Here is a 15,093-nt window from a genome sequence, read left to right on the forward strand (position 1 = left end):
AAAACTAATTCAGTACAAAGATGTACTATTTAGGGCAAAAAAAATCCCGCATATAGCGGGATAATATATAATTGTAGTATACTTTAAATTTCTTCAGCATCTCTTAACCTTTGAATGTACTGCGCTTTTTGTATTTGTGCTCTACGCTCAACTGAAGGCTTTGTAAATTGCTTGCGAATCTGTAACTGACGCTTAACACCTGTTCTATCGAACTTACGCTTAAAACGCTTTAATGCTCTATCTATATTTTCTCCTTCTTTAATTGGTATTATTAACATAGTATCTTAACCTCCTCTCTTTTAGATTTTGTGGGTGCAAATATAATTAATAAATAATAATGAGCAATTAAAAGTTTAAGAATTATTTTAATACTAAATCCTAGCCAACCCAATAACTCATTTCTTAAATTAAGTTGCCGGCTTGTACTCCTTTTTATCAATTACAATCTTAGCTAAAATCTCACGAAGTATTTCTGAAGTACCACCTCCTATAGGTCCCAACCTACTATCTCTCAACAATCGCGCCATTGGGTAATTTTCCATATAACCATAACCGCCTAAAAATTGCAGGCATTGGTAAATAACCTCGTCGGCCATTTTTGTTGACTTTAATTTGGATATAGTGGCTTCTTTTACAACATACTCTCCTTTATCCAGTCTTGAGGCCACCATATAATTATAGTTTTTACACAGTTCAATATCGGCATATAAATCAGCTACATTATGACGTAATGCTTGGAATTGATCAATAGTTTTTCCAAAAGCTTTACGTTCAGACATGTATTTTAAAGCATAATCCAAAGCATATTCTGCACGGGCATGGGCATTTATCCCCATAACCAAACGCTCAAGTGAAAAATGTTGGACAATATACCCAAAACCTCTATTTTCTTCACCTAGCATGTTAGTCGCTGGTATTTTTACATTATCAAATGCTATTTCACCCGTATCGGAAGCACGCCAACCCAATTTATCCAACTTTGTAGCCGACACTCCTTTTGCATCCCTATCGATTACAAAGATACTCAATCCTTTATTGCCTAATTCGGGTTTCGTCTTAGCAGCAACAACTAAATAATCACTATAAACCCCATTGGTGATAAAAGTCTTAGAACCGTTAATTATATAATAGTCGCCCTCTTTAACAGCTGTAGTTCGCATACCAGCTACATCACTACCTCCAAAAGGCTCGGTAATGCATAAGCAGCCTATTTTATCTCCAGTTATACTGGATGTAAGATAATTTTGTTTGATGGTTTCGTTGCCTTGTGCATTAAGGTGCGTCATTGCCAAATACACATGCGCCCAAATTGTCGCAGCAAAACCAGCTGAGTTTATTTTTTGAAGTTCCTCCAATAGGATAACCATATAGAACAGGTCCAGATTCAATCCACCATAGGCCTCTGGATAACTAATACCTAAGAAGCCCATATCTCCAAACTTTTTCCAAATAAACCGGTCAATAGTTCCAGTTTTTTCCCAAGATTCAATATGCGGAACAACTTCTTTCTTTAAAAAATCCTGTAGACTCTTTCTAAAAAGGTGATGTTCTTCGGTAAAGTACTTATTCATTTATTCTAATTTTCGAGCGACAAATATAATTTAATTATCTCTAATTTATTTACCGGAAAATCTTTTACTTTTTTCAACTCGTCTAACGACTGAAAGCCATCTCTTAAGGTTCTCATTTCTATAATCTCTGAAGCTAAATCGTAGTCAATATGCTGCACTGTTACCAATTGAGTTACCGTAGCCGAATTTAAATTTATTTTTTCTACCTTCCTTGGTGTTTTAACTGTAAAATGGTTGGTGATACGTTCAATAACCTCGGGAGACAGGCCATAAACATCTTCTAATTGTACATCGGCAATAAAACCGCCAACAAACTTATTCCTGAATTTAACGATTCGGTCTGAAAGCACCTCTCCAACACCATTAACTTTTTGTAATTGTTGTACCGTTGCTAAATTTAAATCCAATTTTTGGGCATAGGTTTTTGACTTGTTACCATAACTCTCATTAATAATATTCCTTGCTCTAGGGTTGGTTACCCAATCTGGAAATTTAAAATAAGGAGAAATAGCACCCAATAAAGAATCGGATACTTTGGTAATCTCCTGAAATTGTTTGGCAGAATTAATCCATTGGTCTTGTTTTCTAAAAACCAATAACCTATCTATTTCCTCATTACTCATTCCTAAAGCAGCCCCTTTATAATCGGTTATATAATTGGGGTTAAAAGGAAACAGCTTTGGTTGTCGCATAGCTATTTCAACTTGTCTCAAAGAATCTATTTCTTTAGTATAGGTATCATAGACATCTTCATTAAAAGAAACAGTTTCAGAAGGCAAATCAATAAAAACATAACTCACCTGAACTATTACAATAAGTAGTACCAATAAAAAAATCCCATTCCTTTGCTGTTTGGTAAACGTAAAATGGGATTTTAACTTATTCATATTTATGATTAGCTATTCAACGCCTCTCTTTTCATTTTAATAGCATCCGTGTAACGCTTCAATTGTTTTTTAACAACAGGCATTAACAGATACAAGCCTACCATATTTGGAAATACCATCGCAAAAATCATGGCATCGGAGAAAGACCAAATAGACCCCATACTTGCTGCTGCGCCAATAACCACAAAGGTTAAAAATAAGATTTTGTAAGTAAGGTCGGCTTTTTTTCCTTTACCAAATAAAAATTTCCAAGATTGCAAACCGTAATAACTCCAAGAAATCATCGTAGAGATGGCAAATAAAAACACAGCAATCGTTAAAAACACATTTGAAAACGGAATATATTTAGCAAAAGCCTTAGCCGTAATACCTGCACCTTGAACCATTTCATTTCCTATCATTACAGCTCCACTACCATCTGTACTAACATCTGCCCCGTATTCAAAAAATCCTCCAAAGTTGAATATAATGATTACCAAAGCGGTCATGGTACAAATCACTACCGTATCAATAAACGGTTCCAATAATGCTACCAAACCTTCGGATGCAGAATATTTTGTTTTTACTGCCGAGTGCGCAATAGATGCCGAACCAGCTCCTGCTTCGTTAGAGAAAGCGGCTCTTTTAAAGCCTACAAGTAAAACACCAATAAACCCTCCTACTCCAATAGCTGTTGGGTTAAAGGCTTCTTTCATAATTAAACCAATGGCATCATCTATTAAACTATAGTTTCCAAAAATGATATATAAACAACATAAAATGTACAATACGGCCATAAAAGGCACAATCTTTTCGGTTACTGAAGCAATTCTCTTGATTCCTCCAATGATAATTACACCAACTATAAAGGCAATAACCAAACCTATTATCGTACCTGCCATGGTGCTTTCCAAACCTAAGAGTTCTTTTACAACAATTGTTGCTTGATTCGATTGTGCTGCATTACCACCACCAAAGGAACCTCCAATACAGAAAACAGCAAATAAAACCGCAGCTACCTTACCCAAAGTCTTTAGGCCTTTTTCTTTTAAGCCTTTAGTCAGGTAATACATGGGGCCTCCATAAACTGTTCCATCTTCACCTACATCCCTGTAATGTACGCCCAATGTACACTCTACAAATTTGGTAGACATTCCTAAAAGCCCGCAAACAATCATCCAAAATGTCGCCCCTGGACCTCCCAAGGCAATAGCCAAAGCTACTCCTGCAATATTTCCATTTCCTACTGTTCCCGATACCGCAGTTGCCAAAGCTTGAAAGTGTGACACCTCACCATGGGAACTTTCATCCCTAATCGTATCCTTTATATCACCATCTATTTCCAGATCGCTATGTAGGTTTTCTATATTATCAATATGCTCTTCAATATCATCTACCTTATTAAGGTCAACACCTTGTGAAATACCATCTTCACCATAAAGAATTTTAGCACCGTGCTTTTCAATATCTTCATATTTTCCTCTAACTACACTTATGGCCGTCCAGAAATGTCTGATGTTGGGAAATTTAAAATATATAGTAAAAAATGCAGCACTGAACACCAATAATATCAAGACAAAAGGTGTCCCGTTAATGGTAAAAAAGATGACACGTGAGAAAAAATCTGATACAGGTTTAAATGCCTCATCTATTTGCTGGTCTATCCCTTTTTCGGCAGTTTGTTGTGCAAATGTTATAAATGGTAAAATTAATACGAAAACAGAAAGAAGATATTTCTTCATAGAGAATTAAGATTAGTTAGTTTTTAAAAATTTTTATATTTAAAGGTAGCAAGATGCTAAAAATTATTTGTTTTTTAAAACATAAGCTGTTAAAATAGAAAAAGCTAATCTATATTATAAACTGCATTTAAAGCTTCTATTTGTTCTGGACGCCCCAAAACAATTATCTTGGAGTTAGGAGCCAACTCCAATTCTGCTTCAGGATTCACAAAATAATCACCATTCTCGTCCTTATAACCAATGACTGTGCAACCGGTCTTTTTTCTTAAATCTAAATCCTTAATGGTTTTACCAGATGTTTTAGTATGCAACTTTTCAACGGCTACTTCCTCTATATTAATATTGTTTTTACCTACGATATTCAAATTATCAACAAATTCCATTAATCCTGGAACAACTACTAACGATGCCATATGGTTACCTCCAATATTATCTGGAAGAATCACGTTATTCGCCCCGGCAAACTTCAATTTATCATAAGACGACTCGTTAGATGCCCTGCTAATTATATTGATTTCGTTATTTATTTGCCTAGCTGAGAGGACCACAAACAAATTATCGGCATCATTTGGCAATGCTGAAATAAAATTAGAAGCCCGATCCACACCGGCTTGTATTAACACCTCATCTTCATTAGCATTTCCAATTATATATGGTACTCCATCTATTTGAAGGCGTTCTTCCAGTTCCTTATTTTTTTCAATAACCACAAAAGCTTTTTTATGTGCCATTAGTTTTTTAACGGCCTGCTTCCCATTTCTTCCATAGCCGCAAACCACAACATGGTTTTTATAGCCATCAATTTGTTTTTGCATTCTCCTGTGTTTTAATTCTTCTAAATTATTTTTACTTAAGATATATTCCGTAATAACCGATAAGGCATATCCCACAATTACTATACTAGCCAGTATTAAAAATATTGTAAAAACCTTGGACTCTTCATTCAATGGCACCACTTCCCCAAAACCAACGGTAGTCATAGTTATTACCGTCATATAAAAGGCATCGACCCATGAATAGCCCGATATTATAACATAGCCTATTACACCAATTAACATGATAACACATAACAAAAATAAAGCTGTGTATATTTTGGTTCTAAAAAAACGAATTAGATGATTAGTCATATAATTATAGATCGAAAACTGATGAGCGTTTCGTATAAATTAAATCTTTAATGCGTATCCAAAATGCTAAAAACAAATATAACGCAAAGCCAAAACCTAAAGTCACGAAGGTTAGGTACATAAACGACGTACGCACTACCTTAGCTCTAATACCCAATCGATCTGCAATACGCTGGCACACATAATAGCCATGCTTTTGAAAAAAAAGTAATGGTTTGTAAACATTCATGTCGCAATTTAGTATTTCCTTTTTTAGTTTAAAAGTTAATTTCTAAAGAAGTTAAAGGTTAATGATTAATTGACATCAACCTTAATGTATATAATCTTACCTTATTTGTTCAAAAGCTTGTTTCCAATAGCACATTGTAGACATCTATTTTTGCTACAATATTCTGTTTTTAACTGAACCAAAGCTTGCGAATGTAAAGCTGATGTTGCTATTGGCTTTAACTTTTGAAAGGCTTCTACAATACGATTCTGTTCAGATTTGATTTCTGAAATAAGCTTTAAAATCTCATCATCTACTGGATCCCCCTGTTGTTTTGCATAACAATATTTTAAAGGTATTATGGTGTTGATAAGCAATAAATCGACGAAAGCTTTTGAAATAGTTTTAATAGATGGTTTGGATTCTCTTTGAAAGGTGTAATGACTTTGCCAATAGGTTGAAGTTGCAACCTTGAACAATTTATAAAACTCATTCAATGTTTTTGATTTGATAATTTTTGAAAACAAATTTTGATGCCAATGGTACAGATTAGCCAACTGAGATAAGCGTATGGTTGGAAAACTTGAGGGCCTTAACCTAAAAAACTGCAAAGGCAGTACTTTTGAGTTCTCTAATTTAAATTTCTGCCTAAGAAACTCATAGTCCTTTACCAAGATATTATGATAACCATTTTCAATGGTATCCAATAATAAACCTGACTGACCAAAAAATAAGGCTTCTAGATTTTGCTGGTTGGATTGAATTTTTCTAACTATTGAAAAATCTGTTGCGTTTGCCATACTAAAGAAAGCTTCACCATTGACCTTTAAACCAAAATTCTTAGACAACAGTTTAAACAATACAGCTTCCCAATCATTTTTTGAAGTTTCTAACAGCGATTCAATAGTTAATGCTTTTCGTTCCAAACGTTCAAAATACAGACGTTCTAGCCAATTGTTTAACAAAAAATCACCTATACTTGTGAAATCATTTTCACAGTTAATCCAACTATTTTTCTTAGCAAATAATGCTTTGTAATTATTCAATACATTTGTTTGAATATAATCTTTAAGCTGTAACGTTGGTATAGTAGTATTATCACTTCTAAAGACTTCCGTATCATGTTCCCATACCACATGCAGGATAACATTATCATAAGTTTTGTCCTTTTCGTGGTTGTGTAAAAACCAATCTGCCGATTTCACATGTATTTCTACGTTGCCAGCCCAAAGCTGTTCACCAATTTGTAACTGGGCATTAAAAAAGTCGGGGCCTGCATCACAGTTATGTTGCCCAATCGACTTAACAACAATTACTTCACCTTGGACAGTTTTTAATCTATGAAGGTCAATTTTTTTATATTTCCAGAGGTAATGTAAAAAGTCTTCTTGCATAATAGAAAGATAAAACTTACTCTAAAACTAACAAATTCTAAATCCATAATTATTACACAAATTGATAAATTTGCACAAAATTACACTATGGAACAACTTACTTTAACAACACCTGCACTACTATTTTCAGCTATTTCTTTAATTATGCTAGCTTACACTAATAGATTTTTGGCTTACGCTGCTGTTGTTAGGGCCCTTCATGATAAGTACCAAAAGAAAAAAAATAAGGTATTAATAAAACAAATAGAAAATATTAAAAAGCGGCTTTACTTAACGCGTTCCATGCAAATTTTTGGTATTACCAGTTTATTGCTTTGCGTGCTCACCATGTTTTTAATTTACATTCAACAACACACCATAGCCGTTTGGATATTTGGTTTAGCTTTGCTTTTACTCATTTTATCCTTAGCACTCTTGATTGTTGAAATCCAGATTTCGGTAAAAGCACTGGAACATCATATAAGTGATATTGAGAATAACGAAGCCCTTTAATCCAACTAAATTTTTAATTAACGTAAGCTCTCCAAACTAGCCTTAAGGGTTTCTATTTTGGCCAAAGCATCTGCTTCCTTTTTCTTTTCAGTGGCAACTACCTGTTCTGGAGCATTATTGACAAACCGCTCGTTGGACAGCTTCTTTTGCACCGATTTCAAGAAGCCTTCGGTATAATTAAGTTCTTCGGTTAGTTTGCTAATTTCCTCTTCCACATTAATGGTATCCAATGAAATTGGTACAAAATATTCATTAGATTTTACACGGAAACTCATGGCTCCATCAATCTTAACCTCAGAATAGGATAGGTGTTCCACATTGCCCAGTTTTTTGATGACCGCATCAAAATTTTCTGAAACACGTTCATTATTGATTACCACCAAATCTATTGCATCCTTAAAAGCGATATTTTTCTCTTTACGGATGGTTCTAATGCCTGAAACCACTTCAGAAGCAAAATCGAATTGATGTACAAGTTCTGTATTAGAAGCCCCTATCTTTGGATATTTGGCTATAATTAAGGCTTCTTCTGGGGTACGCACTTTCATGGTTTGCCATATTTCTTCAGTAATGAATGGCATGAAAGGATGCAAAACTTTTAAGTTATCCTCAAAAACAGCAATTAACGCATGGTACGTATGGGCATCTATTGGTTGTTCATAAGCCGGCTTTACAATTTCCAATAACCAACCACAAAAATCATCATAGATCAATTTATAAATTGCCATTAAAACATCACTCAAACGGTACTTACTGTAATGATCTTCAATTTCAGTCAAAGTTTGATTAAACTTAGCCTTGTACCAGTCTAATGCTATCCTATTGAATTGCGGTTGTTCTAGGGTTTCTGAAACCTTCCAAAGTGTGGTTAAATAAAAGGCACTCCATACTTTATTACCCAACCCTCTACCTTGCTGACAAAGTGCTTCGTCGAACAACAAATCGTTACCCGCTGCCGAACTTAGCAATAGCCCCACGCGAACACCGTCTGCACCATAATCTTCAATAAGTTTTAGGGCATCTGGTGAATTACCCAATGACTTGGACATTTTTCGGCGTTGTTTATCACGTACTAAGCCTGTTAAATAAACATTTTCAAACGGACGTTTGCCTTTGTATTCATATCCAGCAATAATCATACGGGCAACCCAGAAAAACAAAATATCGGGCCCAGTAACCAAATCGTTGGTAGGGTAGTAATATGTTATGTCTTCGTTTTCGGGGTTTCTAATGCCATCAAAAACGCTAATAGGCCATAACCAAGAGGAAAACCAGGTATCTAAGGCATCTTCATCTTGGGTTAAGTCGTTGGTTGTTAGTTGTTGGTTGTTGGCTTTTTGTTTGGCTAGCTCTAAAGCTTCTTCTTTGGTTTCAGCCACCACAAAATCTTCCTTGCCATCACCATAGTAATAGGCGGGAATTTGCTGTCCCCACCACAACTGACGGGAGATATTCCAATCGCGAATGTTTTCCATCCAATGGCGATAGGTATTTTCAAATTTCCTAGGGAACAGTTTTACTTCCCTATTGTCACCCAAAACCGCATCCAACGCTGGCTTGGCAAGTGCTTCCATCTTTAAAAACCATTGATCCGATAATCTTGGCTCTATAACACATTTGGTCCTTTCAGAAGTCCCCACTTTATTGGTATATTGTTCAACCTTTACCAAATAGCCTTTGTCTCCCAACTCCTTTGCAATTTCCTTTCGTACCACAAAGCGATCTTTTCCTTCGTAATGCAACCCAAAGGAATTTAAAGTAGCATCGGCATTAAATATATCGATGACTTCTAAATTGTGCCTATCTCCTAAAGTTTTGTCGTTTTCATCATGTGCTGGGGTAACTTTCAAACATCCTGTGCCAAACTCAACATCAACATAATCGTCTTCAATTATCGGTATTTCCCTTTCACACAAAGGCACTATGGCCTTTTTCCCTTTTAAATGGATGAAACGTTCATCATTTGGATTAATACAAATCGCAGTATCACCTAAAATGGTTTCTGGGCGAGTGGTGGCTATGGTCACTTTTTCATCAGATCCTGCTATATCATACTTCAAATAATATAAGTTGCCTTGACGTTCCTCATAAATCACTTCTTCGTCTGATAAAGTCGTTTTTGCTTCTGGATCCCAATTCACCATACGATAGCCCCTGTATATCAAACCTTTATTATATAAGTCTACAAAAACCTTAATAACAGACTCAGACAAAGCGGGATCCATGGTAAAGGCTGTTCTATCCCAATCACAGGATGCGCCAAGTTTTTTTAATTGTTCTAAAATAATACCTCCATACTCATGTTTCCATTCCCAAGCATATTTTAAAAATTCATCGCGTGTTAAGTCATTTTTGTTGATGCCTTGCTCCTTTAGCCTAGCAACTACTTTTGCCTCAGTAGCAATAGAAGCATGGTCTGTTCCGGGCACCCAGCAGGCATTTTTACCTTGTAATCGTGCACGACGTATTAATACGTCCTGTATGGTATTGTTAAGCATGTGCCCCATATGCAACACACCAGTAACATTTGGAGGAGGTATTACAATGGTATAAGGTTCTCTTTCGTCTGGTGTAGAATGAAAATAATTATGTTTCATCCAGTAATCGTACCACTTACCTTCTACTTGGCTTGCATCATATTTTGATGGAATTTGCATACTTTGGAATAGTTTTTGACAATTAGAGTGCAAAAGTACTTATATTTCTTTAGCTGTGAAACCAATAGGTTTACAAAAAACAGTGCAAAACAACAGAAGCATGGTACATTTCACTAAGTTGAATATGTTAATACTTGTGCAGTATGTCTAATATTTTTGTTGTTTGAAGAAAAAGTAAGTATGTTTGACTTGGTTTATGAAGCTAAAGCATCTAAAAATGCTTAATTGAATATTGAATTAATTAACTAAAAAATTATAAAGATGAAACAATTAATTACTATGTTATGTATTGGTTTATTGAGTTTTTCAATGAATGCTCAAGCTAAAATTGAGTTTAAAAGCGATACTATTGATTATGGAACTATTGAAAAAGGTTCTGATGGTGTTCGTGTTTTTGAATTTACCAATACAGGCGATGAACCTTTAATTATATCACAAGTAAAATCCAGCTGTGGCTGTACTATTCCTAAAAAACCAAAAGACCCTATTTTACCTGGAAAAACTGGAGAAATTGAAGTGAAGTACGACACCAACAGAGTGAACCCTATTAGAAAGACCATCACAGTTATTTCTAATGCTGAAACCCCTACCGTAGCCTTAAAAATAAAAGGATTAGTAGTCGATTCGAGCAAGGAAAGCGTTTTGGAAAAGAAAGATAAAAGTATTGTACAGCAGTAAATAAATTGTTTACTTGCAACAAAAAACCCGAACAGTAAACTGTTCGGGTTTTTTGTTGGGAAACAGTATAATAAAGCCTCATTAATCAGAAAATACGTCTTCTAAAATAAACGAAAATCCCATAACCAAACCATTCCTGTCAATTTTTAACCTAATACGTTTTCCTATGTCATCATAAAATAGATGTGTCAAATCCTGCAAACTGTGTTGATGCGCTTGTTTTCCATTAATAGATAAAATAATATCACCAAGCTTGAGACCTGCCTTATCAGCAGGGGAATCACGCCTTAATTCAACAATTTTAAAAGCTGGTTTTAATAACAGCTTATATTCATTATTCAACACAATTTTAGTACCGTTTAACTCTTGATTATTTGAATTTGCTATAGTATTACTGTCATTATTTTTCTCCTTTACTAACCTAACTCCATCATGGGCCAACTCTATACCGCTTTTATTATAGGTAAATTTACTATTAAAATTACTGTTCTTTTTTAAAGTTATAATGCCCCGTTGATAGTCCACTATAATATTAAATCGCTTGAGGACATTTCCCGAAATGCTTCCATTTCTATTTTTAAAACGCCTTGCATAAAAAATTGACAATGAATCCGGAAATGCCACATTTACATCCTTCAAGCTAAAACCTTTAAGAGAAAAAGCATCTAATCTAGAACGTTTTCCATAAACACTACCGCTTAAACCAAGGCCCAAAAAATCATTGAAAAATTTATCACTGGATTTTATACCTAAAGCTTCATTTTCAAACAACCACAAGGCATCACTTCCACCAGAATCAAGTAAAAGCTTAACGGGGATATTTTTGTTATTAATACTTACCGATGCATTAATGTAAGGCTTATTATTATAGAACTCCAAATAAAATCGCTCACATGTCTTACAGTTTTTATATCTGTAATGATCTGGTTCTGTAAGCTTAAGAAATTTATGGGTATAATTAATTTCCACAACCAAATCCTTAAATAAATCAAATCCAATAATACCATGGACCGGAATCCCCAATCTGGGAGCAAAATTTAAATTTGAATCATATACTGCATAAAGGTCCTGATTTAATTTAATAGCATCTCCTATTCTAAAAACATTATTAGTAGACTTTAATGCTTCAACCGTCTCCCCATCTCCCAAACCACGTAATTGTATAAGCTCAGTATCTTTAATCTTCAGGGAATCGGAAATGTTTAATATGTTAAAGATTATAGGTTTGCTAACGCCTGTATCTAATAAAAAAGAAAGCTCTACACCGTTTATTTCTACTGGAAAAACTATAAGGTTATTAATAAACTTAAACCTAACCTTATCTGATTTGTTTTTATTTTGTACAGTAAACTTCCCTTGAGAAAAAGCTGTATTAGTAAAACAAAAGATCAGTAAAATAAAACTTAAAACTCTATGCATTGATGGAAACAAATTTATTCATTCAATTTACGAATCTTTAAAATAGAGACATTATTTAAACCCATTTTTTAAAAAAACTTTAAGATAATTTTCCCAAATTTGCAATCTCAAATTAAATTTTACTAAAATGCCAAATATATCAAAGAAGGGGGGGGCTATGCCAGAATCACCCATACGAAAACTGGTTCCTTACGCAGAACAAGCCATTAAGGACGGAAAAACCATTTATCATTTAAATATTGGCCAACCCGATATAAAAACGCCTCAAATTGCACTCGATGCCGTGAAGAACCTATCATTGGACATACTCGCTTATTCACGATCAGAAGGCTCAGAGACCTACCGCATTAAAATTGCCAACTATTATGAAAAAAATAATATAGAAGTTACCCACGATGATATTATAGTGACTACAGGTGGAAGTGAAGCTCTATTATTTGCTTTTGGTTCCATTATGGATGCCGATGATGAAGTGATTATCCCAGAACCGTTTTATGCCAACTACAATGGGTTTTCAACAGCTTCAGGGATTAATATTGTACCTGTAATTTCTAAGATTGAAGACAACTTTGCCTTACCACCTATCGAGGAATTTGAGAAACTTATCACCTCAAAGACCAAAGCTATTCTAATATGTAACCCAGGAAATCCAACGGGCTATTTATATTCTCAGGAAGAAATACAAAAATTAGCTAGCTTGGTTAAAAAACACGATTTGTTTTTAATAGCTGATGAAGTTTACCGGGAGTTTGCCTACGATGGGCACAAGCACTACTCAGTTATGCAAGAACCAGGTATTGAAGACCACGCCATTATGATAGACTCAGTATCTAAGCGTTACAGTATGTGTGGGGCTCGTGTAGGTTGTTTGGTTTCAAAAAATAAAACCGTCATACAAACGGCATTAAAATTTGCGCAGGCACGTTTAAGTCCCCCTACATTTGCTCAAATAGCAAGCGAGGCTGCACTGGAAACCCCTCAAAGTTATTTTGATGCCGTTATAGAAGAGTATGTAGGCCGCCGCAATACCTTAATTAATGAATTAGAAAAAATTGAAGGTGTTAAAGTTGCTAAGCCCAATGGTGCCTTTTACTGTGTAGTCGAACTGCCAATAAAAAATGCCGATCATTTTGCGCAATGGCTATTAGAGGATTTTAACATTAATGGTGAAACGGTTATGGTTGCTCCCGCTGCTGGCTTTTACTCTACCCCTAATGTTGGCTTAAACCAAATACGAATTGCATACGTACTTAATAAGGAAAGTTTAATAAAAGCAGTTAATATTATAAAAGAGGCTTTAAAGATTTACAACAATTAGTGTTCATTCAAGACAACATATCCTTAAAACCTTATAACACATTTGGTATTGATGTTATTGCTAAACATTTTGTTTCCGTATCTAGCATTAACGAATTAAAGTCTGTTTTATCACTAAAAAAATATCCCAACAAACTTATTTTGGGAGGGGGTAGCAATATGTTGCTTACAAAAAACCAAGATGCACTTGTAATTCACCTCAACATAAAAGGCATTGATATTATTTCAGAAAATGAAGACAATGTTTTAATTAAAGCCTATGCAGGCGAAAACTGGCATGAATTTGTACTTTGGTGCCTAAACAAAGGGTATGGCGGTATTGAAAATTTGTCACTCATACCAGGTAATGTAGGCACTGCCCCAATTCAAAACATAGGAGCCTATGGCGTTGAACTTAAAGACGTTTTTGTGTCCTGTGAGGCTTTATCAGTTGCAAACAAAACTCTAAAGACCTTTTCTAAAGAAGATTGTAACTTTGGTTATAGAAATTCCATATTTAAACAGCAATCCAAGGGCAAATATGTTATTACCAGTGTTACATTTAGGCTAACCAAAAAAAACCACGAGTTGCACATTAACTATGGTGCCATTGCTTCGCAACTTGAAACCCTGAATGTAAATACCCCGACCATAAAAGACATTTCCCGAGCAGTTATTGCTATTAGGGAAAGTAAATTACCTAATCCAAAAGAGATTGGCAATAGTGGCAGTTTTTTTAAAAATCCTATTATATCAAAATCACATTACAATAAGTTGTTAAAAAGCTTTGACCTTATTCCATGTTATCCTGTTTCTGAAGATGAAATAAAAGTCCCCGCCGGTTGGCTTATTGAAAAAGCTGGATTTAAGGGTAAACGATTTAATGATTATGGCGTTCATAATAAACAGGCTTTGGTGTTGGTCAATTATGGCAATGCAAAAGGTGAAGATATATTGAAACTTTCCAGGTTAATTCAAAAAACGATTAAAAGATTATTTAATATAACCCTAGAAGCTGAAGTAAATATTCTATAAAGTATAAAAAGAAATTTCTACATTTGATATAATCCAGTATTAGGCAATTAATACTTTTAAACTAACAAAAGATTGATTTCAGAAATAGAAAAAGAAATAGTTTCATTACTTAGAAACGGTGATAAAAGGGCCATAACATTGCTTTATAACAATTATTCTGATGCACTTTACGGCGTTATTAAAAAGATAATTATTGATGACGAAATTGCTCAAGATGTCTTACAAGAAAGCTTTGTTAAAATATGGCGTTATGCAAAAAAATATGATGCCTCTAAAGCTAAACTTTTTACCTGGTTATATAGAATTGCATATAACACAGCTATAGACAAAATACGATCCTTAAAAAACAAAACCGAAAAGGAAGTCCAAATAGAAGTTTCATCCGTATATAAGTTAACATCGAACACGTTAAACCAAGACGTATTAGATATAAAGAAGCATTTAAAAACTATAGACGAAAAATATCAAATTGTAATAAACGCTCTCTTTTTTGAGGGCATGACACAACAAGAAGCTAGTGACGAATTAGACATTCCACTAGGTACTATAAAATCGAGATTAAAAATTGGATTGCGTGAACTGAAAAAAATTTACGATCCGCAATAAAA

At 34.5% G+C, this 15,093-nt stretch carries 14 protein-coding genes; 5 read left to right on the forward strand and 9 right to left on the reverse strand.

Annotated elements, in window-relative coordinates; translation table 11 throughout:
* Positions 1 to 83: 83 nt before the first annotated feature.
* The 7 genes from rpsU to MR053_RS12515 all read right to left on the reverse strand — a co-directional run bounded on the left by rpsU (position 84) and on the right by MR053_RS12515 (position 6,908).
* On the reverse strand, positions 84 to 278 hold the full coding sequence (rpsU, locus tag MR053_RS12485; protein ID WP_242132755.1) for a 30S ribosomal protein S21: 195 nt from the start codon (positions 276 to 278) through the stop codon (positions 84 to 86).
* 129 nt (positions 279 to 407) lie between these two features.
* The gene (locus MR053_RS12490) at positions 408 to 1,571 is read right to left on the reverse strand and encodes an acyl-CoA dehydrogenase family protein (protein WP_242132756.1); all 1,164 of its coding nucleotides are present in this window, start codon (positions 1,569 to 1,571) and stop codon (positions 408 to 410) included.
* 5 nt (positions 1,572 to 1,576) lie between these two features.
* On the reverse strand, positions 1,577 to 2,458 hold the full coding sequence (locus MR053_RS12495; protein WP_242132757.1) for a ComEA family DNA-binding protein: 882 nt from the start codon (positions 2,456 to 2,458) through the stop codon (positions 1,577 to 1,579).
* An 8-nt stretch (positions 2,459 to 2,466) separates the two neighbouring features.
* Positions 2,467 to 4,179, reverse strand: coding sequence for an alanine/glycine:cation symporter family protein (locus MR053_RS12500; protein WP_242132758.1), 1,713 nt, complete (start codon positions 4,177 to 4,179; stop codon positions 2,467 to 2,469).
* A 104-nt stretch (positions 4,180 to 4,283) separates the two neighbouring features.
* Entirely contained in the window at positions 4,284 to 5,306 is a 1,023-nt protein-coding gene (locus tag MR053_RS12505) for a potassium channel family protein (RefSeq protein ID WP_242132759.1), read from the reverse strand.
* 4 nt (positions 5,307 to 5,310) lie between these two features.
* Positions 5,311 to 5,535: a PspC domain-containing protein gene (locus MR053_RS12510; RefSeq protein WP_223551031.1), complete on the reverse strand. Its 225-nt coding sequence runs from the start codon at positions 5,533 to 5,535 to the stop codon at positions 5,311 to 5,313.
* Between the two features lie 101 nt (positions 5,536 to 5,636).
* Entirely contained in the window at positions 5,637 to 6,908 is a 1,272-nt protein-coding gene (locus MR053_RS12515; RefSeq protein WP_242132760.1) for a DUF2851 family protein, read from the reverse strand.
* A gap of 87 nt (positions 6,909 to 6,995) precedes the next feature.
* Here MR053_RS12515 and MR053_RS12520 point away from each other — a divergent pair, with 87 nt between their 5' ends.
* Complete coding sequence (locus MR053_RS12520; protein ID WP_242132761.1) at positions 6,996 to 7,400, forward strand: DUF2721 domain-containing protein; 405 nt, start codon at positions 6,996 to 6,998, stop codon at positions 7,398 to 7,400.
* 17 nt (positions 7,401 to 7,417) lie between these two features.
* Here the strand turns inward: MR053_RS12520 and MR053_RS12525 are convergent, their stop codons facing one another.
* Positions 7,418 to 10,057 carry a valine--tRNA ligase gene (locus MR053_RS12525; RefSeq protein ID WP_242132762.1) on the reverse strand — a complete coding sequence of 880 codons (2,640 nt, stop codon included), beginning with the start codon at positions 10,055 to 10,057 and terminating at the stop codon, positions 7,418 to 7,420.
* Between the two features lie 261 nt (positions 10,058 to 10,318).
* On the opposite strand from MR053_RS12525, the gene MR053_RS12530 reads away from it, so the two are divergent.
* Entirely contained in the window at positions 10,319 to 10,735 is a 417-nt protein-coding gene (locus tag MR053_RS12530; RefSeq protein ID WP_223551023.1) for a DUF1573 domain-containing protein, read from the forward strand.
* 81 nt (positions 10,736 to 10,816) lie between these two features.
* Here MR053_RS12530 and MR053_RS12535 read toward each other — a convergent pair whose 3' ends face one another.
* A complete protein-coding gene (locus tag MR053_RS12535; RefSeq protein WP_242132763.1) occupies positions 10,817 to 12,154 on the reverse strand; it encodes a retropepsin-like aspartic protease in 1,338 nt (445 codons plus the stop codon).
* A 127-nt stretch (positions 12,155 to 12,281) separates the two neighbouring features.
* On the opposite strand from MR053_RS12535, the gene MR053_RS12540 reads away from it, so the two are divergent.
* The 3 genes from MR053_RS12540 to MR053_RS12550 all read left to right on the forward strand — a co-directional run bounded on the left by MR053_RS12540 (position 12,282) and on the right by MR053_RS12550 (position 15,091).
* Positions 12,282 to 13,472 carry a pyridoxal phosphate-dependent aminotransferase gene (locus tag MR053_RS12540; RefSeq protein ID WP_242132764.1) on the forward strand — a complete coding sequence of 397 codons (1,191 nt, stop codon included), beginning with the start codon at positions 12,282 to 12,284 and terminating at the stop codon, positions 13,470 to 13,472.
* Positions 13,472 to 14,485, forward strand: a complete 1,014-nt coding sequence (gene murB, locus MR053_RS12545; RefSeq protein WP_242132765.1) for a UDP-N-acetylmuramate dehydrogenase — start codon at positions 13,472 to 13,474, stop codon at positions 14,483 to 14,485. Before MR053_RS12540 ends, murB begins: the two co-directional genes overlap by 1 nt.
* Before the next feature lie 72 nt (positions 14,486 to 14,557).
* On the forward strand, positions 14,558 to 15,091 hold the full coding sequence (locus MR053_RS12550) for an RNA polymerase sigma factor (RefSeq protein WP_242132766.1): 534 nt from the start codon (positions 14,558 to 14,560) through the stop codon (positions 15,089 to 15,091).
* The last annotated feature ends 2 nt before the right edge of the window (positions 15,092 to 15,093 follow it).

It is taken from the genome of Aestuariivivens marinum, from assembly GCF_022662175.1.
In the GTDB taxonomy this organism is placed as follows: Bacteria; Bacteroidota; Bacteroidia; order Flavobacteriales; family Flavobacteriaceae; genus Aestuariivivens; species Aestuariivivens marinum.